Here is a 26,189-nt window from a genome sequence, read left to right on the forward strand (position 1 = left end):
TTTTATGATGCGAGTCTTCTTCTCGGTGCATCAAGAACAACTTCCGCAATTGAAAAATCACGTTTAATTTTTAAGTTGTTGAGATAAGCGATCGGATCGTCGGCGTTAAAGGGAGTACCATCGAACAGTTGAATCGGTTGGCGAATATAGCTAATATCCAAACCTAATTCTCGTGCGGCGGTGCTGAAAACACGCACGCGACACACCCGTTCCACAACTTCTACCCAATTTCTGGGGAAGGGAGTATCACCCCAACGCGCCAATTGACTCATAATCCAAATTTGTTCGGTGCGACTGGGGCGGTTGATGGCGGAATCGGAATAAAACTGGTGATGGGCATAGTCCCGCAACGGATGATCTAAGTCACAGGTGAGACTATCTGGATCTTCGAGTTGAATGTATTCTAAATCAGTGCTGACATAATCTCGCCCTGCTAAAATTTGCCGAATTTCTTGGGTATTTTCAGGATTTGCACAATACACGCAAGCTTCTAACAAAGCTTTGGTTAAGGCAATATGCGTATTTGGATAATTTTCTGCCCAATCTTCCCGCACACCAAGAACTTTACCGGGGTGTCCTAGCCAAACTTCTAAGTCGGTAGCGATGGTAAAGCCGACATTTTCCACAGCAGCGCGGTAGTTCCAAGGTTCACCAACGCAGTAACCATCAATGCTTGCGGCTTTTAAGTCAGCTACCATCTGCGCTGGGGGAATGGTTTTCATATCCACATCGCTATCGGGGTCAATTCCACCAGCCGCTAGCCAGTAACGCAACAGTAAATTGTGCATAGAAGCGGGATGTACTACTCCCATTGTGTGCCGTTGGTCGCGGGTGAGAATCAGGTGATTTCTAAAGTCTGATAAGGTTTGCACACCTTGGTCGTAAAAGCGTTTTGCCAAGGTGATGGCGTTACCGTTGCGAGTCATGGTAAGGGCGGTGACAACAGGGAGGGGTTGATTATTATGTCCTCCCAAAGTTAGCCACATCGGCATCCCTGAAGGCATTTGAGCGGCATCCAAATAACCGCCACTTATGCCATCTTCTATACCCCGCCAGCTACTTTCGCGCACGAGGTTAACTTCATCTAAACCATGCTTGAGAAAGAAACCTTTTTCTTTAGCAACTGCCAAGGGGGCGCAAGCGGTTAGAGGTAAAAAGCCAATTTCTAAGTTAACTTTTTCTAATCCATGACGGGCAATGTCGGCAGTTTTCCGCGCCCGAATTTTTTTGATCCGTTTCTGCTGATTGAGGAAGTAAATCATCTCACTTCGCAAGCTGTAATAGCTGGGATGTTCTACTACTTCCATGCGCTTGCGGGGTCTGGGAATATCCACTTCTAAAATGTCACCAATTTTAGATTCGGGGCCATTAGTTAACATCACGATTCTGTCAGATAAAAGCACCGCTTCATCTACATCATGTGTCACCATCACGGCGGTAACTTGATTTTCTTCGCAGATTTGCATCAGTTGTTCTTGCAAATTGCCGCGTGTGAGTGCGTCTAATGCACCAAATGGTTCATCTAGCAAGAGTAATTTGGGACGAATCGCTAAGGCGCGGGCGATCGCAACTCGCTGTTTTTGTCCACCTGATAACATTCCCGGCTGCTTATCAGCATGGGGACGCAAACCCACCATATTAATATGTTTTTCGATAATAGCGTTGCGTTCAGCTGCGGGTAAACCCTTCATTACTGAATCCACGGCGAGGGCAATATTTTCTCTAACTGTTCGCCAAGGTAATAGCGAATAATTTTGGAACACCACCATCCTGTCTGGGCCGGGTTTGGTGATTCTTTGTCCTTCGAGAGTGACAATACCCTCAGTTGGCAAATCCAAACCCGCAATCATATTTAATAAGGTGGATTTGCCGCAACCGGAGTGACCAATCAAAGAAACGAATTCTCCTTTTTTAATTTGGAGATCGATTCCTTTAAGGGCGATATATTTGCCACCACCAGTTAATTCAAAAACTTTTTCAATTTGATCGACAGCTACGAACATAGGATATTTGGTATTTGGTATTTGGGCATTGGGTATTGAAGATTAGAGATTATTGGGGATTAAGGATTGGAAAAATCTTTCTTAGTTCCCATTCTCCATTCCCCATTCACTATTTTTGCTCTGCTGGTAAAATCTTGTTTTGCAGCCAGACCATCGCTTTATCTAGCACCAACCCAACAATGCCGATGTAAATTAGAGCTAAAATAACTTCGCTGACGTTGTTATTTTGATAAGCGTCCCAGATAAAAAAGCCGATGCCGACAATACCGGACATGACGATTTCGGCGGCGATAATCGCTAACCAAGCTAAACCGATCGCAATTCTCAAACCGGTAAAAATGTAGGGTAATGCCGCAGGAATCAAAATATTAATGAAATATTCTTTGCGGCTAAGTTGGAGAACTTTGGCGACGTTGTTGTAATCTTGGGGAATTTGGGTAACGCCGACAGCAGTGTTAATTAAGATGGGCCAAATGGCGGTGATGAAAATTACGAATAATGCTGCGGGTTCGTTTTGTCGTAAAGCTGCTAAAGAAATCGGAACCCAAGCTAGAGGTGGTACTGTCCGCAGTAGTTGAAAGATGGGGTCTAAAGCTTTGGACATGGTTTTATTAACCCCAATCAAAATGCCCAAGGCAATACCAACGATCGCAGCTAGGGTATAACTAATGGCAACTCGTTGCAGACTAGCAAGAATCTGCCAAAATAGACCTTTATCAATGCCACCTCGGTCATAAAATGGCCAGAAAATCAAAACCCAAGTGTCTTGGATAACTTGTATTGGCCCTGGTAATGTGGCTCCTGGAATCCAAGCGAAGAGTTGCCAGAGAACGAGGAAGATAGTTATAGCGATCGTTGGTGGTATCAGGTCAGGAAATTGCTTTTTCAGGCTGGATATAAAGCTATTACTCAATCTAGGGCTTACAGGACGTTTTTGAGCTATTGTCATGATGTTGTATTCTCCGCAAATTTTATTTGTTATTTGTCCTAGACGCGATTCATCGCGTCTCTACAAGAGTTTAATCGTGCCTCTAAATACTGACTTTTTTGATTTTCAAACTCTTCAAATATTCTTCTGGCTTTTCGGGGTCAAATTTGATGCCATCAAAAAACTCTTCTACACCACGGGATGTATTTGTAGGAATATCAGCAGTAGCAATGCCAGCTTCCTTAGCAGCTTCTTTCCAAATATCTTCACGGTTGACTTTGTTGATAAGTTCTCTAGCCTTAGCAGCATTATTGTCTACGTAATCTTTTGGCAAGAATCCCCAACGAACGTTTTCGACTATGAACCATAAATCGTGACTCTTATATGGATAAGAAACATTACCTTTTCCATCTTTCCAGTAGTAAGCAGCCATTGATTTATCATCAATTTTGCGACCATCACCCATGTCATATTTGCCTTGGTATGGATCTGCCAGTATTTCTGGTGAAGGAAGATTGAAATAATTTCGTGCAGCCAAAATCTGAGCCGCTTCTTTGCGGTTATCAAAATTATCTAGCCACTGTTGGGCTGCCATAATTCCTTTTAAAATTGCTTTGGTAGCCTTGGGATTTTTATCAACCCAATCGCCTCTGATGGCAAGATATTCTTCAGGATGATTCTTCCAAATCTCTGCGGTTAATGCTGCTAAATAGCCAATTTTTTCTTGAACAAGACGATAAGGCCAGGGGTCGCCTGTACTAAAAGCATCCATTGTTCCTGTTTTCATGTTGGCCACAGTTTGCGCGGCTGGCACTGTGAGCAACTTGACATCTGCATCTGGATCTAAGCCGCCTGCTGCTAACCAGTAGCGAATCCACAAATCTTGGTTGACGTGGGGAAAGGTAAATGCAGCTGTGAAGGGTGTTGAAGATTTTAATTCCTTAAGCAAAGGCTTTGCGCTGGCTAATTGTAAACTAATACCTTTGCCTTGGTGCTTGTTTGCGATCGCAATTCCATTTCCATGTGTAATTAATTGACATAAGACATACATGGGAATTTTTTGATTGCCTTTGGTAATTAAACCTTCTGTGATTAAATGTGGCATCGGCATCTGCCATTGACCGCCATCTATACCACCACCAGCAGAACCAATTTCTACGTTGTCTCTTGCTGAACCCCAAGAAGCTTGTTTGGAAAGGTCAACATTAGTCATGCCATACTTGGCAAAAAAGCCTTTTTCTTTAGCAATAATTAAAGGAGCCGCTTCTACAATAGGAATATACCCCAGCTTGACTGTAGTAGTCTCTGGTACTTGTTCGGAACTAATATTAGCAACCGACTGAGCAGTTGGTTGGGCTTTAGTGTTTCCACCAGTTAAGTTTTCGGGGGGATTACCCAAACAGCCTTTAAGGAATACAGCACTCGCAGATACTCCGGCTGTGAAAATGAATTTGCGACGGGAAATTTGATTAAAAAATTCTGTCATAATATCTCCTGAAAACGTAAATTTTATTTTTATAGCTATGACAATTTTGGCAAAAAACATTATGTTTATTGCGCTATTTCAATGATTAACCAAGCTATATTTGGCAGAGCGATCGCCGTCATCTTAGCAATGACACGATTACGTATATTAAGAACTAGGCTAATATATTGGCTCTACTCTACTACTCTAATGTAGTGCAGAGGTATCATTCACCTTGTTGAAATCAGTTTACAGCCTTTAAAGCCAAATTTGTTAACTTGGAGTATCGATTTATTAAACAAATATTAGATTGGATGTATAAAGAAAAATTTATCTATTTTCCTTAACTATAGGAAGAATTTCTAATATATAAACTCTTCTTTATGATGAGTATTATGTTTACTTGATGATTCCATATTTTACTTCTTTTGTAACTTAACTTTTAGTAGTAATTTGTCATATATAAGTTTTTATTTATAATGACTATTATATTGACATTATGATTTAGGGGCGTCCAGCTAGCTGTACGCCCCTACCAAAGTATTTGTATCAACTTGAAAGTGAAACGGTATTATACCTGTAAATGAGATTTTAATGTCTCAACTTAGTAAACCGTTGTGAGTAGTTTATGTAGTGTATTCGGCGTTAATCCTCACGTAGTCATAACTCAAATCACAACCCCAAGCTTTACCTGAACCATGACCATTACCAACGTTAACGGAGATTAATACTGTATCTTCTTGGAGATAAGCACCCGTCGCTGCTTTTTTTAAATAAGCACTCGCTGCTGCACGCTCAAATTGCAGAGGTTGCCCATTTTCCAACATTAAGAAATTCCCTAGCTTAATTTGCAGGTTTTCTTGCTCAAAAGGCACACCTGCACGTCCGGCGGCGGCGGCGATGCGTCCCCAGTTAGGATCGTGCCCAAAGATTGCAGATTTAACTAAAGATGAACCAGCGATGGTTTTGGCTATTTGTCGGGCTGAAATTTCATCATGGGCCCCTGTTACTTCCACTTCAATTAGACAGGTTGCGCCTTCACCATCACGAGCGATCGCTTTGGCTAAATGCTGACAAACTGCTGTTAACATCGCCTCTAATTTCTCTGCTTCTGCGCCCCATTCTGTAATTGCTGGGGTACGAGATTGACCATTTGCCAAGGCGATTAAGCTATCGTTGGTGCTGGTATCACCATCCACAGTAATGGAATTGAAACTTCTATCGGCCGCCCTTGCCAACATCTGTTGCCAAAGAGCTGGCGAAACCACAGCATCACAAGTAACAAATGCCAGCATAGTTGCCATGTTGGGGTGAATCATACCGGAACCCTTGGCAATACCACCAATTCGTACCGGGCGTTGGCGCAGCCCGCCGGAGGCATCGCTTATAGTTGTCTCTAGGGCAATGGATTTTGTTACCAAGTCTGTAGTGATAATCGCTCCGGCGGCGGCATCTGAGCCTGTTTCTGATAGTGCTGCTACTACCTTGGGAATCCCACTTCGCAAAGCATCCATCTTAATTCTTTGACCAATCACGCCAGTGGAAGCCACTAACACAGATTCAGATGGCATGTTTAGTGCTTGGGCTACTGCCATAGCAGATTCTAAAGTATCAAGATAGCCTTGAGTTCCTGTAGCGGCGTTTGCTTGTCCGGCGTTGCAGAGGATTGCACGAGCGCTCTGTTTAGCTTGCAAGCGTTGGCGACAATATTCTACGCAGGCAGCTTTAACTTGGCTAGTGGTGAACACACCAGCTGCGATCGCTTCCACCTCTGAGAATATCAAAGCTAAATCTGGCAACCCCGAAGGTTTCAACCCTGCGGTAATTCCCGCCGCTTGATACCCCCTTGGTGCTGTGATGCCACCTGTGATTTTTTGCCAATCTGCCATTATTCTTCCTTACAACTATCAAGTTGGATAGGTCAATTTGTGCTTTAGAAAAGTGCTTTAAAAAAGTGCTGAGTTAGGAATTAGGAGTTAGGAGTTATTCGTTTCCCCCTACTCCCCACTCTCCACTCCCTTTTATTGTCAGTTTATTTGCTGATGGCAATAATAATCTACTAGTTGGCAATTAGCATAATTGTTTTTACCTTTCTTATGAAGAAAGACAAAAGCAGAAAAGGAGAGCCACTTGGGTCACTCTCCAGATCATTACGGTGCATCTTTTTCTGACACCATATCACTTATGATCTAAGGTTTAATACTTATTTATTAAGACGATTTCTAAAAATTTGATGAAGCTTCTATGTAAATACCACATAACTCAAATAAAAAAGAGAGCCACTTAGGCAGCTCTCCAGATCATCAGGGTGCATCTACTTACCACAGCATAGCATTTTAGGTATGGGGGCTGTCACCAGTTTTTATATGAAGATTTCGTGAAGAATCACCGGGAAAATACGTAGTTGGGCATTGGTCAATATCATAGTTCTGCTTCCCCTGCTCCCCCTGCTCCCCCTGCCTCCCGCTAGGCGTTCAGTTTTTTCTCCACCAATTCGGTAGTTAGCTTAGGATCGGCACGTTTGCCTGTTTTTTTCAGAACTTGTCCGACAAAGAAGCCTTTGATGTTGGTGTTGCCGTTGCGATATTTTTCTAGTTCTTTGGGATTGGCAGCTATGACTTCATCAACGATGGGTTCTAGTACACTAGGATCGGTGATTAACTCTTGACCTGCAAAGGCTTTTTCAGGAGAAATACCAGTGAGCAAATCTGGCAACTTTTCTTTAGCTTGAGCATTGCTAATTTTGCCCGTTTCAATGCGAGTGATGATATCAGCTAGATTGGTGGGAGTTAGGCCGATTTCAGTAATAGTGAGTTTTTGCTTATTGAGATAAGCGGCGATATCTTGAGTAATCCAGTTTGCAGCAGCTTTGGGATTTGCTCCAGATGCGATCGCAGTTTCAAAATATTCTGCTATTGAACGATCTTCTGTCAGCACTCGCGCATCGTAAGCCGAAAGTCCCAACTCACTTTCATAATGATGACGTTTTTGGGCTGGTAATTCTGGTAATTCGCTGCGCCATTTCTCTAATTCGGCATCTGTCACCTCAATTGGTGATAAATCTGGTTCGGGGAAGTAGCGGTAATCGCTAGAACCTTCCTTTACCCGCATACTACTTGTGCGTTGAGCGCCTTCTTCCCACAGCCGAGTTTCTTGGATAATGCTCGCGCCTGCTTCGATGGCTGCAATTTGACGCTCAATTTCGTAGTCAATCGCCCGTTGGATGGCGCTGAAGGAGTTCATGTTTTTAATTTCTACCTTCGTGCCAAATTCCTTTCGTCCCACTGGACGCACAGAAATGTTGACATCGCAGCGCAGAGATCCTTCTTGCATGTTGCCGTCACTCACGCCGAGATACCGCACAATCCGGCGTAACTCTTCAGCGTATTCAGCTGCTTCTAATCCAGAACGCAGATCAGGTTCCGAGACAATTTCTACTAACGGTACACCTGCGCGATTGTAGTCTACCAGAGAATAGGAAGAACCGGAAAGGCGATCGCTACCTGCGTGTACCAATTTTCCAGCATCTTCTTCCATGTGCAGACGTGTGATGCCAATGCGTTTACGAATAGGATTTCCCTCAGCATCTACCAACTCAATTTCTAACCATCCGTGTTCTGCGATCGGTAAATCATATTGAGAAATTTGGTAATTTTTGGGTAAGTCAGGATAAAAATACTGTTTCCGGTCAAATTTGCTATATCTAGCGATTTGACAATTCAGTGCCAAACCAGCCTTGACAGCGTATTCTAATACTTTTTCATTAAGTACAGGTAAGACCCCAGGTAAACCCATACAAACCGGGTCAATGTTAGTATTTGGGTCAGCACCAAATGCCGTAGAGCTATTAGAGAAAATCTTGGTGTTAGTACTCAGCTGACAATGGGTTTCTAGACCAATAATCGCTTCATACTCAGTTTTTACGGTTGTAGCAGTGGTCATAATATCAATATTTCGGTCATAATCCTTGTAGTGGTACTATTGTAGCGGCGTATTGAGTTGCCCTGAAGACGGTTATTTGGGTGAGCAATGCTTACCCTTATGAGCTTGAAAAGGGAGATGCAAATACAAAGTGAAGAAAATCTTAATTATTAGTTCTGGGGGCGCTGGTAAATCTACCTTAGCCCGCGAACTGGGAACCATTTTAGGCTTAGAAGTGATTCACTTGGATGCTGGTTCATTCACAGCGCAGTTGTAGTAAATTTCAAACAACTCAGGCTGATTTCGGAAGTGTTTCGCTAATGCTTGAATGGCTGCACATCATATTCACGCCTGCTAAGTGCTTGACTACGAGTATATACACCTGTCAGAGATATCTTTCTAGATTTCTGAGTTTTTAGGGAGTGCGAGTCTATGCATCCAAAGCTTAAGATTCTCTGGATTTATATGCTGCGATCGCACCTCTGTGCTAACTGAAGATTTGTTAAAAATAACTATATACTGTGCATGGATATTAGGAATAATTTTATGGTTCTACAAGTTAACCCCATCCAAAAAGAACCGACTGTAACTTGGGAAGCACTTCCAGCCGACTTCATTTTACCAGACGATCCAGTGGAAAATATTCAACAACCCGCGATCGCTGCTGCGCTTACCGATGCTTTGGGAAGCACAGCACGCATCCAACCCCAGATGCTGATTGGCTCTAATTTTGGTCTTGTAGCCACAGTCAACAAAAAAATCGTTGTCAAAGCCCCAGACTGGTTTTATGTCCCTCAAGTGCAGCCTGTGGGAACAAATGTAGTTCGTCGTAGCTATACCCCGAATTTAGAAGGCGCTGCTGTGGCTGTAGTGATGGAATTTCTCTCAGATACAGAAGGGGGAGAACTTTCAGTCCGTTCAACTCCACCCTACGGTAAACTCTATTATTACGAAAAGATTCTCCAAGTTCCCACCTACGTAACTTACGACCCTTACGAACCAAGCATAGAAATACGATGCTTGCAAAATGAACAATATACTTTGCAGCAAGCAGACGCTAATGGACGCTTTTGGATTCCTGAGTTAGAGTTATTCCTCGGAATTTGGCAAGGTGAAAGATTATGTCAAACCATGAATTGGCTGCGCTGGTGGGATACAGAAGGAAATTTGCTGTTGTGGAGTAGCGAACAAGCCCAACAAGAACGCCAACGCGCCCAACAAGAACACCAACGCGCTGAACAAGAACGCCAACGTGCTGAACAGGAACGCCAACGTGCTGAACAAGAACGCCAACGTGCTGATATATTAGCAGCTAAGTTACGTGAGCTAGGTGTTGACCCTGATGTGTCGGCGTAGCCCGCACTTCTCTACGAGACGTTACGCGAACGGCTACGCTCAGGGCAAGCCGCTCAGTGACCATCGTAGACATCGCATAAACTCAAGGGATGCTGGGAATAATAATTTTGGGACATCAGCACCAAAATTCTATGAAACAGCAAAAAAATCAGTTTAGCCATCTTACTGCGATCGAAAGAAGTTATCTATCATTTCCGGCACAGCTTTTATTAAATCAAAACCTTCTCCAAGGCAAAATACTAGACTTTGGTTGTGGCTTTGGTAATGATGTTAAAATACTCCGCCAAAAAGGTTGTGATATTACAGGCTATGACCCTTATTATTTTCCAGAATACCCTCAGAATAAATTTGATACAATAATTTGTTTTTATGTTTTAAATGTTTTATTCCCTGAAAGACAAGCTAATGTTCTTATGGAAATATCACATTTGTTAAAACCAGAAGGTAAAGCTTATTACGCTGTAAGAAGAGATATCAAAAAAGAAGGTTTTAGAGAGCATTATGTCCATAAAAAACCAACATATCAATGTATTGTCAAACTTCCCTTTCCTTCAATTTTCTTAGATGAACATCGGGAATTATATGAGCATGTTCACTATAACCATCAGCGAAATTCGTCTAATTCTTGTATATTTTGTAATCCTCGTAAAAATTTAAACTTATTAACTGAATCAGCAAGTGCTTACGCTATCTTTGATGGCTATCCTATAAGTAAAGGACATATTTTAGTTATTCCTAAACGTCATGTTAGCAATTATTTTGAACTACCATTTAAAGAACAATCCGCTTGCTGGTTTATGGTGAACAAAGTACAAGAAATTCTCAAAGCAGAATTTGAACCTGATGGCTTTAATGTAGGAATAAATATCAATCGAGCCGCAGGTCAAAATATTATGCACGCTAGTATTCATATCATCCCTCGTTACAAAGGTGATACTGTCTCTAATAAAAGTGGAATCAGGAACGTTATTCCTAAAAAGCAATAGTTTTTCTGTTATAAGCTAGCCACAGCAAAGCTTTGATAGTTTTCGGAGATGTCTAATAATTCAGGAGCCAGAATTCTGCTATAACTTGACTTTTTTGACGTGATGATGAAAATCGCTGGAACATCATGACTTGCTCAAACTTATCTCATAAGGTTGAGATTAAATATTAAATGCTTCGTCACCATGCTTTTTCAGTGCAATCTCTACTTTGTTATTCTGAGCCTGACTGTAATCATCTCAACTACTGTTGCGTTTGCAGCTTGGCAACGTCGCTCAATTTCTTTGGCTAGCAAGCCTTTCATTTTGATGATGCTAGCGATCGCTGGATACGCTACAGTTGCAGCAATGGAAGCAGTCGCAATTCAGCTCCGAGAAAAAATATTTTGGTCAAAGCTGGAGTATGTCGGCTCAGGCAGCGTAATTACACTCTTCCTCATATTTGCAATGCACTTCACGAACAAAAATCGTTGGCTAACGCCTCGAAATACAGCGTTATTATGGGCTATCCCTACCTTAAATGTGATTTTGGTAGCAACAAATGAATGGCATGGTTTAGTCTGGTCTGGCTTTTTGCCAGATCCCCAAGGAACTAATTTTGTGATTTATCAACATAATCTTGGATTTTTTTGGATCATGACCTGCGTTTACCTCTACACGCTTACAGGGGTAGTAATGCTGATTCAGAAAGCCTTGCTACCATCAGTTCTGTCTCGTCGGCAGTCAAGCATGGCATTAGCCGGTGCAGTATTACCAATATTAGGCGCTAGCTTGTATATGCTCCGCCTCACTCCGCCTGGTCTAAATATTACTCCCATGAGCTTTATGCTGGCCGGACTGTTCTATTTTGTTAGCCTTTTTCGCTTCCGAATGTTTGACCTCGTTCCTGTAGCTAGAGACACGTTGATTGATAATATGAGCGACGGAGTGCTGGTGTTGGATGCCAAAAACCGGATTATTGACTTTAATCCGGCGCTAAAACATCTGATTGGGGTGAAAAAGCAGCATATTGGACAACCTGCTGCTCAAGTTCTGGCCCGATGGCCAGAAATCATCAGGCTTTACCATACTTACGAAAGCGTCAAAACAGAGATATTCATAGATTCGGTAACTCCTTGTTATGTAGAGTTGCTAATTACCTCATTACACAATGAGCGTAAGCAGTTAACAGGCCGTTTGCTTGTTTTGCGTGACATTACCCAACGTTATCAGGCTGAATTTGAACTCCGACAGGCGAATGAATATTTGCAAAAACAGGTACTTGAAATTAAAACATTACAGGTTCAGTTACAAGAACAGGCTATGCGGGACGGACTGACAGACTTGTTTAATCGGCGTTATTTTGACGAGATGTTTCCAAAAGAACTAATACGAGCAAGGCGGGATTCTAAGCGAGTTGCTTTGATAATTATGGATATTGATTATTTTAAAAATATTAATGATACATTCGGTCATCAGGCTGGCGATCGCGTAATTCAGCTATTTGCAGACCTTCTTCGCAACTATAGTAATTCTCAAAACATTGTGTGCCGATATGGTGGTGAGGAGTTTGTATTAGCTTTACCTGGGCTAACAAAGGAGAAAGCATTTCACCACGCCGAACAAATCCGGTTATCGTTTCAAGCTGCGCGGTTAGAATCTGGAGGTAAAGAAATATACATGACCGTTTCGGGTGGAGTGGGTGTGTTTCCAGATCATGGAAAAACCACTGATGAGTTATTGCAAGTAGTAGATCAAGCACTATATGCTGCTAAATTACATGGGCGTAATTGCATCAAATGTGTGCAATCTAATTGATAAGATGTAGAAATTTTAACAATCATTTATGAAAAAATACATAAATCTAACAATACCTAATTTTTAGGTTTCGTTGAAAATATTGCAAAATATTTCAGTTAAGCCAGATTATCTGGATCTATTCCCAGCGCTTTTAATTGTTCTGTCAATTGTTGCACTCTTTGTTCTGCAACTTCAGCGCGTTGTGCTTCTTGTTGAGCGCGTTGTGTTTCTTGTTGAGCGCGTTGTGTTTCTTGTTGAGCGCGTTGTGTTTCTTGTTTTATTTGTTCTGCGGGCGTGAGATAACGTTGTCCTTGCTCATCATACCAATACATCCATTCTCGCGTTACACCACAATAATTTCCTCTTTCGCAACCAATTCCTAAACCAATTTCTGATAGCCAAACGGGGTTTCCTTCTTGCAATTCATACTTACCATTAACTAACTTATGTACTTCCAAATGCGGTTTGCGGCGACGACGAGACGAATAAATCACGTAATAAAGTATACCTAAAGCTTCATATTCAGCCAATTTAGTAGTATACTCCTTGCGATAATTTTGGGAAACTACTTCTAGCACGAAAATCGGTACAACATTTTCATCCCACAGCACATCACTCGGACGCAGTTCCTCATCATAAAATCGCTCTACCCCTAAGCTCAAAAACCCATCTGGAACAATGACCGGTTTATCGGGGTGATAATAAATACCCATATCTATGGCAAAGAGCCAATCCATCCGTTCTGACCAAAGTATCAGCAGGATCGCCTTCAGCAAGCCTGGTATTAATTCTTGCAGTTCATTATCCACAGGCGTTTCATCTGAGTCTGGTAGTTCCTCGGCTGAGAGCAAGTACCTGGGCAAGTTGTACTCTAACATGGCTGGTTTCCCCAAAACTCAAAGGATATTTGGCTCACCAGAATTATAGCGATTTCTGGGCTAGCAATGTCTACGAGGAACTGTTCAGTGATGTATATACATTAACGATTAACGCCCATGAATAGCATTGCAACAGGAACGTGCATTAAGCCCAAAATTATTTATGTATTTGAGTTTGAGCAGTTGCCCTAAAATATGTCCATTTCTGCGATCAGAATCTCTATCACAGGAAAAATGCATGTGATTATGAGGCATTGAAGAAGGTAGAAATTTTATTGCGATCGCAGGAATCAGTCGTTAGCGCATATTTTTGTTCTACCTAACTTGCTCGCACACGATAAATAACCATTTTGACCTTTTTGATTATTTTATGGTCAAAGTCACAAGATCGATTTAGATTCAAGTTGCGATCGCCCATTACCATGATGTAGTAAGGCTGCCGTTCCAGCTCCTGTTTGCCTTCAAGATTTTAGAAGTAAATATTTTTAGTTTTAGCTTCAATATTATTGAATGACTTAAAAAATGATTTTAGTTAATTCAGCTTTATTCATCTTCAAGAGAACATCAAACTTCTCAGAAAGCTTTCACGACTTCCTTAGACTCTTGCACAAATATTTTATGCTAAGATGAACGTTTGAGCAGAAAGCGAACTCTAGTAATATACGATACGAACAAATCAAAAGCCGATCGGTTGGTGAATTGAAAAGCCTATTCGGGATAAAAGTTGCAATATCTTGCTTTGACTAAGGGATATCACTTGTGGTATTTAGAAATAGCCAAGATTTGATAGATATAATATTTACTCGCTCGTTTCGTGGTTGTCTATAGCATTGCCCGATCTAAAGTTGCAGCCCAGTCAAGAATACAGGTATTTTTACCCCACTCAGAAAGTTGCTTCAGCCGATAAAATTTTGGTAACTCTTAACTATTAATAAATATATCGGTGCTTAGTGCTATTCATGCTTTATATTTAGCTACAGGATGATGCAAATAGCCACTCACCTTCAATTACTTAGGAGGCAGTATCCACTGGAAGCGACTCATGCTTTGATACCACCACCAGATAGTGTAAGTTAAGGTTAAGTCGATATTCAAACGAATAATTTTTGCTGAATTGCGACAGATAAAGACTAAACTAAAAAGTCTTGTGCAGCAAAACCTGTAGCTTTAAATGAAGTAATCATGTCTAAGGTTCTTGTCTCAGATTCTATTGACCAAGCTGGAATTGACATTCTTTCGCAAGTTGCTACCGTTGATGTCAAACTAGGTCTAAAACCAGCAGAACTGATCGAAATTATTGGTGAGTATGACGCGCTGATGATTCGCTCTAGTACGCGCGTCACCCAAGAAATCATTGAAGCTGGCACTCAGCTAAAAATCATCGGTCGGGCTGGTGTGGGTGTGGATAATGTGGATGTTCCGGCTGCCACCCGTCGAGGAATTGTAGTAGTCAATTCTCCAGAGGGAAACACAATTGCCGCCGCCGAACATGCACTAGCTATGATTTTGGCTTTGTCTCGCCACATCCCCGATGCTAACGCTTCGGTGAAACGCGGTGCGTGGGATCGCAATAGTTTTGTTGGTGCGGAAGTCTACAAAAAAACTCTCGGCGTTGTCGGTTTGGGTAAAATTGGCTCCCATGTTGCGGCTGTAGCTAAGACAATGGGGATGAAACTCCTAGCTTATGACCCTTTTATTTCTACAGACCGAGCCGAACAACTTGGCTGTCAATTAGTTGAGCTAGATTTACTCTTCCAGCAAGCAGACTATATCACCCTACACATCCCCAAAACCCCAGAAACCACCCACTTAATCAATGCCACAACTTTGGCAAAGATGAAACCTACAGCCCGGATTATTAACTGCGCTCGTGGTGGGATCATTGATGAAGTAGCTTTAGCAGCAGCTCTGAAAGCGGGTAAAATAGGCGGTGCAGCCTTGGATGTGTTCGAGTCAGAACCACTAGGTGAATCTGAATTGCGATCGCTAGGCAAAGAAGTTATCCTCACCCCCCACTTGGGAGCCTCTACCGCAGAAGCTCAAGTGAATGTGGCTATTGATGTTGCTGAACAAATTCGGGATGTACTTTTAGGACTACCAGCGCGTTCAGCCGTCAACATTCCCGGACTCGGCCCGGATGTGTTGGAAGAACTCAAACCTTATATGCAACTAGCAGAAACTCTAGGTAATCTAGTAGGACAGCTAGCTGGCGGACGGGTGGAAGTACTCAATATTCGACTACAAGGGGAACTCGCAACTAACAAAAGTCAACCTTTGGTAGTAGCTGCCCTGAAAGGTTTACTTTACCAAGCTTTGCGAGAACGAGTAAATTACGTAAATGCCAACATAGAAGCCAAAGAACGCGGAATTCGGGTGATTGAAACCCGCGATGCTTCCATTCGAGACTATGCCGGAACGCTTCATCTAGAAGCCACGGGTACTTTAGGTACTCATTCTGTCACAGGCGCTTTGTTAGGTGAGCGGGAAATCCATTTAACTGATGTTGACGGTTTCCCGATTAACGTCCCACCGAGCAAATATATGCTGTTTACCCTGCACCGCGATATGCCAGGGATTATCGGCAAACTCGGTTCCCTACTCGGCAGTTTTAATGTGAATATTGCCAGTATGCAAGTAGGTCGAAAAATCGTCCGTGGTGATGCGGTAATGGCTCTGAGTATAGATGACCCTTTACCTGAGGGCATTTTGGATGAGATTATAAAAGTCCCTGGTATTCGGGACGCGTATACAGTAACACTATGAGTGCTGAGTGAAAAAAGTTAGGAGTACAGACGCGATTAATCGCGTCTGTACAAGAGTTGGGAGTTAGAAGTTAAACAGGAGAACTCCTAACTCCAAACTCCTAGCTCATAACTCATAACTCTGTTAAACTCAGCACTCAAAAATGGCAAACACCTGGTGGGAACTACAGATTTTATGTGAGCCAGACCTAGAAGATTCGATCTTTTGGCGACTGGAAGATTTTGGCTGTCGGGGAACAGCTAGTGAAAACAAAGGAAATTCATCTTTAGTTAGGGCTTATTTATCGACTATTCAAACGCAGTTGCTAGATTTGGCAGCGCTATCGCTGTGGCTGCGTCAAGATGCTCTCTGTGTAGGTGTTTCATCTCCCTCACTGCAATGGCAGTTAATTGATGAGGAAGATTGGGCGACTAGCTGGAAACAATATTGGCATCCGCAGGAAATAGGCGATCGCTTTCTAATCAACCCCGCTTGGCTACCATTACCAGAAACAACGGAACGGGTAGTGATTCGTCTTGACCCTGGTGTAGCATTTGGTACGGGTAACCATGCCACGACTCAGCTATGTTTGGAATCCTTGGAAATGCGACTAAGTGGAGTTCCTCAATCGTTTGTGGGTGCTAGTGGCAAACATGAACATCTGGTAATTGCGGATATTGGCTGTGGTTCTGGTATCCTTTCCATTGGGGCGCTGCTACTGGGAGCAGAGAAAATCTATGCAGTAGATACTGACCCTTTAGCGGTGCAATCAACTATCAGTAATGGTGCGCTGAACGACATTAGTTCAGAACGTTTACTACCAGCTCTGGGAAGTGTAGACGTTTTGACAAAACTGCTTGAAAATCCAGTGGATGGTATTGTTTGTAATATTTTAGCTCATGTAATTATTGAATTAATTCCAGAAATGAGTGCGATCGCTAAACCTGAAACTTGGGCTATCTTCAGTGGTATTTTACTAGAACAATCTAAAGGTGTTGCTGATGCTTTAGAACAAAATGGTTGGGTGGTTGCTACCCTATGGAAACGAAAAGAATGGTGTTGCTTGAATGTACGGCGTTCTTAACTCAGTAGGTATGTAGTGTAGTGTGGTAAAAGTTTTTTGTCATTACCCGCATTTTTGTAATAGTCAAAGTATCGTGCTTACCGACATCCCGCCCTACACTGAAGTAAGTGTAAGGCTGATAGCCTAAGTCTACTAACCCTGCCGCAGGAAACTAACTAGGGGTGCGATACCTTCTCTACGAGACGCTACGCGTAGCTTGCTTCCCCGTAGGGGTACGGCGGGCGGTTACGCCATCGCAAAGCGAATTTGACTACAATCCTTAGAAAGAACTGCAAAAATCTAATGTCTAAAAAGCCCGATTCACAGTTACAAAATCTTTTTGCCGCCCATCACTCCAGCGACTGGCAAGAAAAATTAGTGCAAGTAGCCTATCGTTTTAATCGGGAGTATCAACGTGAAACCTTTGAACTCCCAGCAGAAGTACAGGCGATGCCGATATTCCGTGAGTGGATTGGAGGTAGTTTCTCAGGGAGAATTGCTTCCCCTTTCTGGGAAATTGCTGAACCTAAAAAGAACCAGCGCTGTTTAGATATAGGCTGTGGTATCAGCTTTTTAATCTATCCTTGGCGGGATTGGCAAGCATTTTTTCATGGGCAAGAAATCAGTAATGTGGCACGGGATACCCTTAATTCACGCGGGCCGCAGTTGAATTCTAAGCTATTTAAAGGTGTTGAGTTGGGAGCTGCTCATCAGTTAAACTATTCACCAGAGCAATTTGATCTTGCGATCGCCACAGGATTTAGCTGCTATTTTCCCCTCGAATACTGGAATGCTGTACTAGCAGAAGTTAAGCGCGTATTAAAACCAGGTGGACATTTTGTGTTTGACGTTCTCAATCCAGAACAGCCTTTAGCAGAAGATTGGGCAGTTTTGGAAACCTATTTGGGGGCTGAGGTGTTTTTAGAGCCTTTGGCTAAGTGGGAAAAAACCATTAAAGCAGCTGGTGCTAAAGTCGTAACGCACAAATCAGGGGAATTATTCGAGTTATACAAAGTGCGGTTTTAAAAATACTATTACTCAGGGATAAGTGGACTTGATGGATCTAAAGAAGTTGTAAAAACAAAATAGATTACTCCAGCACCGAGAATCATCACAGCGATACTGAACAGCAACACCCAACGATCTGTCGGTTCATAAGTATCTTCTTCGATATCACGGCGGACTGCGAAATAGTGTGCCGTTGATAGCCACACGGTAATCAAACCCACCAGCGAGAAGACTAAACCTAACTTCCAGCCGTTGCCAGGACGGGGTATTAAAGGTACTTGGAAAGCACGCAAACGCACGATGACGACACCAAAACCTAAAAGAGCGATCCCTGTCCGCATCCAAGCGAGGTAAGTACGCTCATTTGCCAAGTGATCTCGAATTCGGGACGGATTCAGTCTTCCTGGCTTTTTTTTATCCTTATCTTCTTCTGTAGGTTTCGATTTTAACTGCATCAATAACACCCTTATCCCCAAAGCGGCTCTTATCAAAAAAATGTAAAGGTAATAGTAAATCTCTTTCCAGATGACTTGCACCCAGCGCAGTATTTGCGCTAATGAAATATATCTGTTATGATTATTCATTTTTCTCAATTTATTTTAATGCAGATATCTAAATAAAACAAGCCTGAGCTAATAATTCGTAATTGATGGTACAGAGCAAGTGTAAGTAATAAGGTGTAATTAATAAAACAGCCAATATCAGAGAGGTTTTGCACTAGTGTTTGTCTTGCTTCTCCTCTGATATTGGCTGTTACCCTATTTAATGAACAATCATTCAAAAATAGATATATTATGCAGTTTTATTTCAAGACTGATTGCTAGGCGCATTCGGAACTCGTGTATTTATGATAGCCTGCGATATATCTGGGATAAACCAATTAGCCGTTTTGCTGTTAAGAACTTTCACAGTCGGAACATTTAAGTCAATCGCAGCAGTATCTGGATTTGTTTTAATCACCAACTGAGTTCCATCAAGTATTTTTAGAGCAGCTGGGCCTGCCAATTCTTGACCTTGCCCATTAGGACTAGAAGTGAAATTTGCTACCTTGACATCATTCGCTAGATAGATGCCATCACAATCCCAGTTGTTTTCAGTAGACTGACCATTAGTTAGAAAATACAGGTTATTGTCGTATACGGCATCTTCTTCGTCTTCATCATTTGGTCTTTTGCCATATACAGCTATGGTATTACCTGTTTGGTTTTCGCATTGACCCCAGTTGATTCCCGTCTCTAAAGCATATTTTTGCAGTGTTAATTCTTCGGTTCTCTTTTGAATTTCTTCTGGTGTAAGACCTTCAACTTGAGTTTGGGCATCTTTTGTCTGAGAGAGTTCTTTCAGAGCTTTAGTCACTTCGATATAGTCAGGGTTTTTGCTAAACTTTGGTCTATCAGCAAAAGAAGGTTGAGCAAAGGCGAAATTCACCAAAACCATCAAGACAATTAGCAGAGATTTCCAAATTTTCATGTTTTGACTCCTGTTGATAGGTAAGATATTTTGCAGTTTAGAATTCATTTTAGTGAGGAAATTCATGATGCACCTCTTCTTAGATACTGAGTTTTTCTTGTTCTTCACTCGAATGCTGAGTATTGAAACCTAAAATTAATGAAAATATATAACTAGAAACTACAGATAAAAGAGTCCAAGTAACATTCTCTGTAACAATAAATATACCGAGTCCAATCAATATACAAGGCACAAAAGTATTGCCATTCTCTGTTAAAAAGTTAGCGATCGCAGGCAAGTAGGTTAACTTATAAGCGGTATAACACCATACGCCCACCATGGTAAAAAATACACTTAGTATTACCAGCAGACTATCTAATTCTGAGTTGGCAAACAGAGGCACGTAGACGCTGATATTATCACTACCATTGGCAAAGGCGATCGCAGCTACATTACATGTTTGCGGAGAGATAAAACTAGCAAGTATAGAGGGACAAGACGGTTCGGTTTCTTCTTCAGATTCCTCTGGTGAATCCTCTTCGCGTTTTAGTAAACTACTCACACCAATGATTATTGGCATTAAACCAAGTAGTCTAATCCAGTCTTGCGGTATAATTAGTCCACCGAAGAAACCGGGAAGGCTAGCAACGATTAATGCAGCAAAACCGAGATACTGACCACCAAGGATGTGACGACTGCGGAATGTTTTATTTATTTGTGAAAAAAGCAACGTCAGAATGACAATATCATCGATGTTGGTGGCAGTGAATGCGGTAATCCCTGTGGTAATTGCAGTTACGAAATCGCTCATTTGTGGAAGTCCTTATTTTCATGCTTGGGAATTGGGCATTGGGAATTGGTTATTTTCCCCCTGCTTCCCCCCTCTACTTGGCCGTTTGAGTCCGTGCCGAAGCCTTGATTTATACTTTAGTCAAACTAACCGATAGAATCAAATGCTTTTGTTTGTCAGAATGATAAATGAAAGTGATTAAAAATTTTACACCAAGTTGTAGGGATACCATAAATGGCAGGAATGACGTTTGAGCAGTTAAAGATTTTTCTGGCTGTGGCGCAGCACTTACACTTTACTCGCGCAGCAGAGGAGCTTTACATTACACAACCGGCCGTCAGTGCAGCAATCCACAACTTAGAGCAAGAATACGGAGTAAAACTGTTCCATCGGATTGGTCGCCATATCGAGATTGCTGAGGCTGGTAAATTATTGCAAGTGGAAGCACAAAAAATTCTCGATCAAGTTTCCTTGACTGAAAGGGGATTGCGAGAATTGAACAATCTGCAACGGGGTGAGTTGAAATTAGGGTCAAGTCTGACAATTGGTAACTACTGGCTGCCAAGTAAGATTAGTGAGTTTAAAAGCCAGTATCCCGGTATCCAGATTAACTGTAGCCTTGCCAATACAGAAGAGATTTGTATGGGAACGGCGACAGGACAGTTTGATTTGGGTTTGGTAGAAGGAGATGTGAAGCCAGCGCTCCAGAGTACTCTAGAGTATGAAATAGTGGGAAGCGATCGCTTACAAATTGTAGTAGGTCAAAAACACCCTTGGTTTGAGTGGGGAGAAATTGACTTAAGCCAATTGACTCAAACCCTTTGGGTGATGCGAGAACCAGGTTCTGGAACCCAGCAAAGGTTTGAGGAAGCCTTACAAAATTGGGGAATCAATCTCAGTGAATTGGATGTAATTTTGGTATTTAATAGTGGAGAGATGACAAAAGCAGCGATCGAAGAAGGTGTCGGTGCAATTGGAATTTCTGAATTGATGGTAAAAAAAGAAATTCAGTTGGGGACTCTGCGGGCAATTCGAGTGATTGATAATAGAGAAGGTAAAGGTGCGATGCCTACGGCAGGCTATACTTACGCAGAAATAGTTCGACCTTTTTTCAAACTCAAACATCGTCAGCGTTTTCAAACTGCTCTTTCCAAAGTTTTTGAACAAATGCTGATATCATCTACGTTAGATGGCTCACATCAACATGTATCAAAATCAGTTATTTAAAAGGGGCTGGGGATTGGATGCCAAATTGAAAAATTATGGTGGTGGGTAAGAGCAACCACCAATTTTAAAAAACTTTTTCCCAGTCCCCAGTCCCCAGTCCCCTTCATACCTTTCGCATATTTTGACTGATGGGGTCAAAACCTCTAGAAAACCGCGTGCTGTCATCGTAGTAAGCACCAGTCAAATTCGCTCCATACAACTTAGCATAGTTGAGTTTTGCTCCCCGCAGATTTGCTTCATTGAGTTTGACACCGCTCAAATTAGCTCTGGTCAAGTTTGCTTTGGCTAAGTTAGCTCTACTCAAATCTGCTCCCCAGAGTTTAGCTTTAGCTAGGTTCGCTCCACTCAAGTCAGAACCCCATAAATTGATTCCAGGCAAATAGGCTCCAATCAGCTTGTCCCTACTCAAGTTGACGGCTGGAAAATATCTTTCTCCTGCGGCAAAACGCCGTTTTAATTCTTCAGCATTCATGCGTCGCGTTCACCTTCCTTAGCAATACAGAAGTTATTTGTTCCCATTCCTGGCTTAGTTCTCCTAAAAACTCTGGCTGACCACTGCGACGATACCAGTAACGGGCATTTTTCAAATCGCCTTCTTGGCGGTGCAGGTAAGCATGAACCCAGGCACTATCAGCATCGCTGGCATCTTGAACTATTTCATGAGCTTTGCTCCAATCACCTTTCTTCTCATACCACATTGCTTGCAGACCTTTTGGCAGTGTCTGAGGACATGAGTGCTGCTTTTCCATCAATTGCAGGAATTCCTCTATATTCACGATCGCCACCCGAAAAAAATCAAATTTCTATCCCTAAGATACTCTTCAGCTTAAGGTCTTTCTATTGTAACTGCCATAGTAATAAGTTGTTTATTTAATATGTGTAATCACTCCAAATTTACTCAGACGCACAGAGCTAATAGAGCAATTTCTTCCTTTTCATATTCGGAAATTGTCCACTTTTTTGTAGCAATTAGTGGATTTATCTTCAGCTAAAAAACATTTATTTTGCATAATCAAATTAAATATAATAATTGTGGGGTGGGCCGAAAAGCCCGCCCAAATAATGCAATTTAAATGTGGAACAGCTTATTAACTCTTACAGCTAATTGATTACGACGCAAGCGAGTAGTTAAGCTGCCTGTTCGCTAAAATTTATGAATAAGCCATTTTTAGCAGCTTTAATTGTAAGATAACCTCAACATGAGATTCTATTTAATTATTCTCTTACAGAAAGAGCTATGGCCTTTAAAACAGTAACCGAACAACTGATTGCCCTAAAAGGTGTCAGCAAATCTTATCAGCAGCCCAACGGCCAGCAGATTGTCATCTTAGAAAATATCAGTCTTGAGTTGCGACCGGGGGAGATAGTTGCATTGCTAGGCCCTTCAGGTTCAGGGAAATCTACTTTAATGCGGATAATTGCTGGGTTAATTCCCGCCAGTCAAGGTGAAGTTATATATCATAATCGTCCCTTAGTTGGTTTAAATCCTGGGGTAGCAATTGTTTTTCAAAGTTTTGCCCTTTATCCTTGGTTAACTGTACTAGAGAATGTGGAACTGGGTTTAAAAGCAAAAGGAGAAGCGCCAGATTCTCGACGGCAAAAGGCGCTGAAGATGATTGATATTATTGGTTTGGATGGGTTTGAAAATGCCTATCCCAAAGAGCTTTCTGGGGGAATGCGTCAGCGAGTTGGATTTGCTAGAGCTTTGGCTGTAGAACCAGAACTGTTATGTATGGATGAGCCGTTTTCGGCATTGGATGTGCTGACAGCAGAAAACTTGCGGTTTGAGTTATTAGATTTGTGGTTAGAACGTCGGATACCCACCCAAGCCATTCTCATTGTTACCCACGGGATTGAGGAAGCGGTAATTATGGCAGATCGGATTATTGTTCTAGGACGCAATCCGGGAAGAATTCGGGCTGACTTACCTGTGACTTTACCCCATTACCGCGATCGCAAACACCCAAATTTTCAAGCCCTGGTAGATCAGGTTTATACAATCATCACCAACCCCGAATTAGAAAAAATTCAGCCCCCAGCGACGACCTCTGTACCAGATGCAACACCACCAGCAAAATATCAGTCTTTGCCAGCCGTGCGAATTGGTTCTATTGCCGGTCTTTTGGAAATTTTAGAAGATCGTCAGGAAAAAGATTTATCTCGGCTTACCCAAGAATTACAACTAGAAGTAGATGATATTTTACCAATTGTCGAAGCTGCAAAATTAATGGATTTTGTAGAACTCGCAGAAGGAGATATTAGCCTGAAGCCAATCGGGCAAGAATTTATTAATGGTAGTATTGACGATCGCAAACAAATTGTGCGATCGCAACTCTTAACTCATATTCGTTTAGTACAGCAAATTTACCGTCTTCTAGAAGCGAAAAATAATCAACGTATTCCAGAAGAACTGATTTTAGATATTTTAGAAAGTCATTTTAGCCCAGAAGAAGCCGAGCGGCAATTAAAAAGCGCCGTTGATTGGGGTCGTTATGCCGAGATATACGGCTACGATGAGCCATCAGGACAAATCTTTTTAGAGCAAGCTGTTGTTAGTCATTAGTCATTTGTGATTTGTTATTCTCTTCTCATCTGCCTCTACTCCCTACTTAAGGGACTTCCAAAAATTAAATTACTCAATTCCTGTATCCAATCCGACTATCCAATTTCTTCTTCCCCTGCTTCCTCTGCTCCCCCTGCTCCCCCTGCTTCCTCTGCTCCCCCTGCTCCCCCTGCTTCCCAAAACGATTGATTATTTTATTTGGAAGTCCCTTATATGACTCGACCCCTCACTCCTGCTAATAAAACTCTGGGACGTAACAATTGGACTTGGCAAGATGGATTGCTGATTCTGGTGATTTTATCTTTTATTGTGGCAATTATTAGAACTGCTTCACAATTTAGCGGTACTTTTCAACCTGAACTGACAATTTCTACAAACATCAATGCTTTACCAGCATATACAGCCCAAAGCCTGATCCGTATGGGGCTTGCTTACTTTTTATCCCTAATTTTTACCCTATTGTATGCCTATACTGCTTATCGCTCCCGAATGGCAGAACGGATTTTAATTCCAATGTTGGATATTCTGCAATCGATTCCAGTATTGTCTTTTTTACCAGGTGTGGTGCTGGCTTTGATTTCCCTGTTTCCGGGTCAGAGAATTGGTGTAGAAATAGCAGCGATTTTGCTAATTTTTACTGGTATGACTTGGAATATGACTTTTAGTTTTTACCAATCTCTCCAAAGTATTCCGCAAGAATTACTAGAAGCAACGCGGGTTTATCGGCTTAATCCCTGGCAACGTTTTTGGACGTTAGAGTTACCATCTGGTGTAATTGGTTTGGTATGGAATAGTGTAATGTCGGTAGCTGGAGGTTGGTTTTTTTTAATTGCTATTGAGTCATTTACTTTGGGGAATAAAGATTTTCGTTTGCCTGGATTAGGCTCTTTTTTAGGCACAGCAGCTAATAATGGAGACTTTCAAGCTATATTCTGGGGCTTGGCACTGTTGATTGGGATTATTGTGGCGACTGATTTTTTTGTGTGGCGACCCCTGATTGCTTGGGCAGAAAGATTCAAGTTGGAGATGCTTGAAACTGAAAATGCACCCCAATCGTGGGTATTAGATACTGTCAGGCGATCGCCTACTTTACGCGCAATTAGCGCTCGCGTTTTTCAGCCATTACAAACAGTCTTAGACAACAGTTTAATTCGCTCGTTTCCGGTGCGTTCCGTACCTGTAAATGCCAAAGGAAACCTAAATTTGCCGAGTTTTTTAAATTGGGTATTTGTTAGCGGCTTCACGTTAATTGTGCTGTGGGGTACTTGGGAAGCCGTGCTACTATTACGGGCTTTAGGCTGGGATGATTGGCAACAAGTAATAAAGGGCGCTATGATAACAGCCTTGCGGGTAATAATTGCTTTGATATTATCCCTGTTGTGGACAGTACCAGTGGGAGTTGCAATTGGTCGCAATCGACAGTTAGCTCAAGTATTACAACCATTGGTACAAATCGCCGCTTCTGTGCCAGCAACAGCTTTATTTCCAGTGCTGCTGCTGGGTTTAACTCGTATCGCTGGTGGTTTGCAGATTGGTGCGATCGCTCTGATGATGTTAGGGACAATGTGGTATATCTTGTTTAATGTAATTGCTGGGGCACAGTCGATTCCCTCAGACCTGATCGAAGCAGCTTGGGTGTATAAACTCTCAACTTTGCAGCGTTGGCGAACCTTAATTTTACCTGCAATCTTTCCCTACCTAATTACAGGAATTATTACCGCCGTTGGCGGCGCTTGGAATGCCAGTATCGTTAGTGAGTACGTCGCATTTCAAGGGCGAATAATTAGTACTCCTGGATTAGGCGCAACAATTTCTCATGCCACAGCTACAGGCAATTTCTCTCTGTTGTTAGCTTCGACTGTAGTCATGTCTCTTTTGGTAGTGCTGACCAATCGTTTGATTTGGCGACCACTTTACAATCTAGCTCAAGAGAAATATCAATTATTGGTTTAACTCTTCTTTCTTCTCTCTGTGTTCTCTGCGCCTCTGCGGTTCTTTAAAAAAAGAGCCTTAACTCAACTGTATTACCTAACC

Annotated in this window: 21 protein-coding genes; 10 read left to right on the forward strand and 11 right to left on the reverse strand. The window is 42.1% G+C overall.

Features of this window, described 5'->3' with window-relative positions; genetic code table 11:
* Positions 1-2: 2 nt before the first annotated feature.
* The 5 genes from V7K25_RS12335 to gatB form a co-directional block, all read right to left on the reverse strand.
* Positions 3-2,003, reverse strand: coding sequence for an ABC transporter ATP-binding/substrate-binding protein (locus V7K25_RS12335; RefSeq protein ID WP_335158264.1), 2,001 nt, complete (start codon positions 2,001-2,003; stop codon positions 3-5).
* 109 nt (positions 2,004-2,112) lie between these two features.
* Positions 2,113-2,952, reverse strand: coding sequence for a nitrate ABC transporter permease (gene ntrB / locus V7K25_RS12340; RefSeq protein WP_335158266.1), 840 nt, complete (start codon positions 2,950-2,952; stop codon positions 2,113-2,115).
* 82 nt (positions 2,953-3,034) lie between these two features.
* Positions 3,035-4,417 (reverse strand): CmpA/NrtA family ABC transporter substrate-binding protein, encoded by a 1,383-nt coding sequence (locus V7K25_RS12345; RefSeq protein ID WP_335158268.1) that lies wholly within the window; start codon positions 4,415-4,417, stop codon positions 3,035-3,037.
* A gap of 605 nt (positions 4,418-5,022) precedes the next feature.
* A complete protein-coding gene (gene argJ / locus V7K25_RS12350) occupies positions 5,023-6,285 on the reverse strand; it encodes a bifunctional ornithine acetyltransferase/N-acetylglutamate synthase (RefSeq protein ID WP_335158270.1) in 1,263 nt (420 codons plus the stop codon).
* 577 nt (positions 6,286-6,862) lie between these two features.
* Positions 6,863-8,338 (reverse strand): Asp-tRNA(Asn)/Glu-tRNA(Gln) amidotransferase subunit GatB, encoded by a 1,476-nt coding sequence (gatB, locus tag V7K25_RS12355; protein ID WP_335158271.1) that lies wholly within the window; start codon positions 8,336-8,338, stop codon positions 6,863-6,865.
* Between the two features lie 130 nt (positions 8,339-8,468).
* Here gatB and V7K25_RS12360 point away from each other — a divergent pair, with 130 nt between their 5' ends.
* From V7K25_RS12360 to V7K25_RS12375, 4 genes are all read left to right on the forward strand, one after another.
* Entirely contained in the window at positions 8,469-8,594 is a 126-nt protein-coding gene (locus tag V7K25_RS12360) for a hypothetical protein (RefSeq protein WP_335158273.1), read from the forward strand.
* A gap of 269 nt (positions 8,595-8,863) precedes the next feature.
* Positions 8,864-9,673, forward strand: coding sequence for a Uma2 family endonuclease (locus V7K25_RS12365; RefSeq protein WP_335158275.1), 810 nt, complete (start codon positions 8,864-8,866; stop codon positions 9,671-9,673).
* A 131-nt stretch (positions 9,674-9,804) separates the two neighbouring features.
* Entirely contained in the window at positions 9,805-10,659 is an 855-nt protein-coding gene (locus tag V7K25_RS12370; protein WP_335158277.1) for an HIT family protein, read from the forward strand.
* 183 nt (positions 10,660-10,842) lie between these two features.
* Complete coding sequence (locus tag V7K25_RS12375; protein WP_335158279.1) at positions 10,843-12,453, forward strand: histidine kinase N-terminal 7TM domain-containing diguanylate cyclase; 1,611 nt, start codon at positions 10,843-10,845, stop codon at positions 12,451-12,453.
* A gap of 98 nt (positions 12,454-12,551) precedes the next feature.
* Here V7K25_RS12375 and V7K25_RS12380 read toward each other — a convergent pair whose 3' ends face one another.
* Entirely contained in the window at positions 12,552-13,313 is a 762-nt protein-coding gene (locus tag V7K25_RS12380; protein ID WP_335158281.1) for a Uma2 family endonuclease, read from the reverse strand.
* A 1,182-nt stretch (positions 13,314-14,495) separates the two neighbouring features.
* Here V7K25_RS12380 and serA point away from each other — a divergent pair.
* The 3 genes from serA (at position 14,496) to V7K25_RS12395 (ending at position 18,144) form a co-directional block, all read left to right on the forward strand.
* Positions 14,496-16,076 carry a phosphoglycerate dehydrogenase gene (serA, locus tag V7K25_RS12385; RefSeq protein ID WP_335158283.1) on the forward strand — a complete coding sequence of 527 codons (1,581 nt, stop codon included), beginning with the start codon at positions 14,496-14,498 and terminating at the stop codon, positions 16,074-16,076.
* Between the two features lie 142 nt (positions 16,077-16,218).
* On the forward strand, positions 16,219-17,139 hold the full coding sequence (prmA, locus tag V7K25_RS12390) for a 50S ribosomal protein L11 methyltransferase (protein ID WP_335158285.1): 921 nt from the start codon (positions 16,219-16,221) through the stop codon (positions 17,137-17,139).
* A 282-nt stretch (positions 17,140-17,421) separates the two neighbouring features.
* On the forward strand, positions 17,422-18,144 hold the full coding sequence (locus V7K25_RS12395) for a class I SAM-dependent methyltransferase (protein WP_335158287.1): 723 nt from the start codon (positions 17,422-17,424) through the stop codon (positions 18,142-18,144).
* 8 nt (positions 18,145-18,152) lie between these two features.
* Here the strand turns inward: V7K25_RS12395 and V7K25_RS12400 are convergent, their stop codons facing one another.
* From V7K25_RS12400 to V7K25_RS12410, 3 genes are all read right to left on the reverse strand, one after another.
* Entirely contained in the window at positions 18,153-18,710 is a 558-nt protein-coding gene (locus V7K25_RS12400) for a YidH family protein (protein ID WP_335158289.1), read from the reverse strand.
* Positions 18,711-18,933: 223 nt separating this feature from the next.
* Positions 18,934-19,596, reverse strand: a complete 663-nt coding sequence (locus tag V7K25_RS12405) for a hypothetical protein (RefSeq protein WP_335158291.1) — start codon at positions 19,594-19,596, stop codon at positions 18,934-18,936.
* A 79-nt stretch (positions 19,597-19,675) separates the two neighbouring features.
* Positions 19,676-20,386: a cadmium resistance transporter gene (locus tag V7K25_RS12410; protein ID WP_335158292.1), complete on the reverse strand. Its 711-nt coding sequence runs from the start codon at positions 20,384-20,386 to the stop codon at positions 19,676-19,678.
* 213 nt (positions 20,387-20,599) lie between these two features.
* Here V7K25_RS12410 and V7K25_RS12415 point away from each other — a divergent pair, with 213 nt between their 5' ends.
* Positions 20,600-21,592 carry a LysR substrate-binding domain-containing protein gene (locus V7K25_RS12415; RefSeq protein ID WP_335158294.1) on the forward strand — a complete coding sequence of 331 codons (993 nt, stop codon included), beginning with the start codon at positions 20,600-20,602 and terminating at the stop codon, positions 21,590-21,592.
* Between the two features lie 103 nt (positions 21,593-21,695).
* Here the strand turns inward: V7K25_RS12415 and V7K25_RS12420 are convergent, their stop codons facing one another.
* Together V7K25_RS12420 and V7K25_RS12425 are read right to left on the reverse strand one after the other, a co-directional pair.
* On the reverse strand, positions 21,696-22,064 hold the full coding sequence (locus tag V7K25_RS12420; RefSeq protein ID WP_335158296.1) for a pentapeptide repeat-containing protein: 369 nt from the start codon (positions 22,062-22,064) through the stop codon (positions 21,696-21,698).
* Entirely contained in the window at positions 22,054-22,368 is a 315-nt protein-coding gene (locus V7K25_RS12425; protein ID WP_335158298.1) for a hypothetical protein, read from the reverse strand. The genes V7K25_RS12420 and V7K25_RS12425 overlap by 11 nt, the downstream gene beginning before the upstream one ends.
* A 461-nt stretch (positions 22,369-22,829) precedes the next feature.
* Between V7K25_RS12425 and V7K25_RS12430 the strand changes: the two genes are divergently transcribed.
* Both V7K25_RS12430 and V7K25_RS12435 read left to right on the forward strand, forming a co-directional pair.
* Positions 22,830-24,155 (forward strand): ABC transporter ATP-binding protein, encoded by a 1,326-nt coding sequence (locus tag V7K25_RS12430; protein ID WP_335158300.1) that lies wholly within the window; start codon positions 22,830-22,832, stop codon positions 24,153-24,155.
* Positions 24,156-24,368: 213 nt separating this feature from the next.
* The gene (locus V7K25_RS12435) at positions 24,369-26,108 is read left to right on the forward strand and encodes an ABC transporter permease (RefSeq protein WP_335158303.1); all 1,740 of its coding nucleotides are present in this window, start codon (positions 24,369-24,371) and stop codon (positions 26,106-26,108) included.
* Positions 26,109-26,189: the final 81 nt, after the last annotated feature.

The organism is Nostoc sp., from assembly GCF_036919495.1.
Classification (GTDB): Bacteria; Cyanobacteriota; Cyanobacteriia; order Cyanobacteriales; family Nostocaceae; genus Nostoc.